At 45.3% G+C, this 3,136-nt stretch carries 3 protein-coding genes; all 3 read right to left on the bottom strand.

What is annotated here, in order from left to right; translation table 11 throughout:
• Positions 1–144 precede the first annotated feature (144 nt).
• Entirely contained in the window at positions 145–906 is a 762-nt protein-coding gene (gene lepB / locus B3182_RS14290; protein WP_292355510.1) for a signal peptidase I, read from the bottom strand.
• Between the two features lie 13 nt (positions 907–919).
• Positions 920–2,716, bottom strand: a complete 1,797-nt coding sequence (gene lepA, locus B3182_RS14285) for a translation elongation factor 4 (RefSeq protein ID WP_292355508.1) — start codon at positions 2,714–2,716, stop codon at positions 920–922.
• 217 nt (positions 2,717–2,933) lie between these two features.
• The coding region (locus B3182_RS14280) for a hypothetical protein (protein WP_292753225.1) at positions 2,934–3,136 on the bottom strand (203 nt) is incomplete at its 5' end.

Raw genomic sequence — 3,136 nt, 5'->3', positions numbered from 1 at the left:
ACAACAGAGGCGGATATGAAAGATAAAACAAGCCCTAGAGTCTAATTATCTTCCCTCCCCATCACTGCTGGAGGCTCCTTTCATCAAACAAGGTGGAAATGATGTATTAGATTCTAAAATCATTTCCAATGGAAAAACTCGCTCTTAGTTAATAGAGCTTCCCACCCTTGACCAGACCAAACCACCCTGGTCCCAATCCCAGCTCATCCAGACAAAGAAGGCTTTGCCGACAAGATTTTCTTCCGGCACAGTTCCCCACACACGGCTGTCATTACTATTGTCGCGGTTATCACCCATAACAAAATAATGGCCTTCCGGAACTGTAACCTCACCTTCCATTGATTGACGTTGCGGATCCAAAAATATTTCATGAGGTTCAGCGTCCAGAAATTCATGCTTCAGCTGTACTCGCGGCGCAATGATACCCAGCATTTCTACTGGTTTATCAACTACCTCGGTTTTAACTTCCTGACCATTTATGTACAACGTTTTATTGAAATAACCAACTTTGTCGCCCGGTAAGCCAATTACCCGTTTGATATAGTCAATTTCAGGTTGTTTGGGATAACGGAATACCATCACATCACCGCGTTCCGGCGAACCGGTATCGAGAATTTTAGTGTTAATGACCGGCAGCCGAACGCCATAGGAAAATTTGTTCACCAAAATAAAATCGCCGACATGCAAAGTCGGCAACATAGATTCTGACGGGATGCGGAACGGTTCAGCGATAAACGAGCGAATCACCAACACCAGCAACAGAATGGGGAAAAATGATTTGGCGTATTCAACAATCGCCGGTTCATTGTCATTTACTTTACGTTTAGGTGCTAACCAAAAGCGGTCCACCAACCATATCAGACCGGTTATCGCGACCAGTAACACCATTATTGCTGGGAAACTCACTTGACGCTCCTTATTAAGATTTCTTGGATAACTGCAATACCGCCAAGAATGCTTCCTGCGGCACATCCACTTTGCCGATGGATTTCATTCGTTTTTTACCGGCTTTTTGTTTTTCAAGCAATTTACGTTTACGAGAAACGTCGCCTCCGTAACATTTTGCCAAAACATTCTTCCGCATTGCCTTGACTGTTGAGCGCGCAATAATGTGTCCGCCAATAGCGGCCTGAATGGCGACATCAAACATTTGTCGCGGGATCAGCTCTTGCATTTTTTCAACTAACTGACGACCACGAGAAACGCTTTGATCTTTATGCACTATCATTGACAAAGCATCAACTTTTTCGCCGTTAATCAACACATCAAGTTTCACCAGAGGTGCCGCCTGAAAGCGGATAAAATGATAGTCCAATGAGGCATAGCCGCGGCTGACCGATTTGATGCGATCAAAGAAATCGATCACCACTTCATTCATTGGCAATTCGTAACTCAGTGCAACCTGTTTGCCCATGTAATGCATGGATTTCTGTACGCCACGTTTTTCTACACACAGGGTAATGACCGCTCCAAGATAATCCTGCGGCACCAGTATGTCAGCCGCTACGATAGGTTCACGGATTTCTTCAACGGAACCGGCATCAGGTAATGAGGCCGGATTTTCGATCTTAATTACATCACCTTTTTTGGTGACCACTTCAAATACCACGGTCGGAGCCGTGGTAATCAGATCCAGATCATATTCACGTTCCAGGCGTTCCTGGATGATTTCCATATGCAACAGACCGAGGAAACCACAGCGAAAACCGAAGCCTAAAGCCTGAGAGTTTTCCGGTTCAAAAAACAGTGATGAATCGTTTAATCGTAATTTGCCCAGTGCTTCACGAAATGCATCGTAATCATCACTGCTAACAGGAAATACACCTGCATAAACCTGCGGCGTTACCGATTTAAAGCCCGGCAACATTTCCGTCGCACCATGTTGAGCTGTCGTTAAGGTATCCCCTACCGGCGCACCATCAATTTCCTTGACCCCGGAAATAACATAACCCACTTCACCACAATTTAAAGCAGTGCGTTTACTGCGCTTGGGCGTAAATACGCCGACTTCGTCAACCTGATATTCCTGTCCGGTGGACATAACTTTGATTTTATCGCGGGTTTTCAGTCTGCCCTGTTTGATTCGCACCAAAGAGATAACACCGACATAGCTATCAAACCAGGAATCAATAATCAGTGCTTTTAATTGACCTTCTGGATCGCCTTGTGGTGGCGGAATACGCGCAACCAACTCTTCAAGGACTTCATCAATACCGACACCCGTTTTGGCACTGCAGCGTACGGCATTCAGTGCATCCACACCTATAATATCCTCGATTTCCTGAGCGACTCGATCGGGTTCTGCAGCAGGTAAATCAATTTTGTTTAACACGGGCAGAACTTCAAGGCCAAGATCGATAGCGGTATAACAGTTGGCCACACTTTGCGCTTCAACCCCTTGAGCAGCATCAACGACCAGCAAAGCACCTTCACAGGCAGCCAGTGAGCGGGAAACTTCATAGGAAAAGTCTACGTGGCCCGGCGTATCGATAAAGTTGAGGTGATAGGTTTCACCATCTTTTGCCGTGTAATCCAATGAAACACTTTGCGCCTTGATGGTAATGCCGCGCTCTTTTTCGATATCCATCGAATCAAGCACCTGTTGCGACATCTCACGTGCAGTCAGACCGCCGCAGATTTGAATAAAGCGGTCTGCTATGGTGGACTTACCGTGATCAATATGAGCAATGATTGAAAAGTTTCTGATATTTTTCATTGAATAGCGATTATGAACGTGTTGGAGGTTGAAATGACGTGTTGCAAAATGTGTTCAGCTCCATGTTTTAAAATGTGTTGCCAACGCGAAACATGCATCGAACAAATGACCCGGTATTATACGCACTTAACTGAGTTATAACGATAATAAATACCGCATTACTCAATCGTTTTGATGTGCTCCGGTGAAAAGAGCGCTGCTAAAATAAAAAGAATTATTAGCATTCAGCGATCCCCGACCCTACTTCTTTGAAAATGGAAACCAAATGCAGGCTAGCCACACCGACAATGACGTCCTCAACGGTCCGATTATTTCCACTTTTCTCCGCTTTGCCATTCCATCCATTCTGGGCTTGTTGGCGATTACCACCGCCAGCATAGTCGACGGAATTTTTATCGGGCAGTTTGTCAGTTCGGCGAC

The organism is Methylophaga sp. UBA4204 (assembly GCF_002379485.1).
Classification (GTDB): domain Bacteria; phylum Pseudomonadota; class Gammaproteobacteria; order Nitrosococcales; family Methylophagaceae; genus Methylophaga.
The sequence above is the reverse complement of the archived record's forward strand: the minus strand, read 5'-3'. Positions and strand labels throughout refer to the sequence as shown.

Bases quoted from the DNA above. Each gene is read 5' to 3' on its own strand.
- lepA (WP_292355508.1), bottom strand. From the start codon at position 2,716: ATGAAAAATATCAGAAACTTTTCAATCATTGCTCATATTGATCACGGT.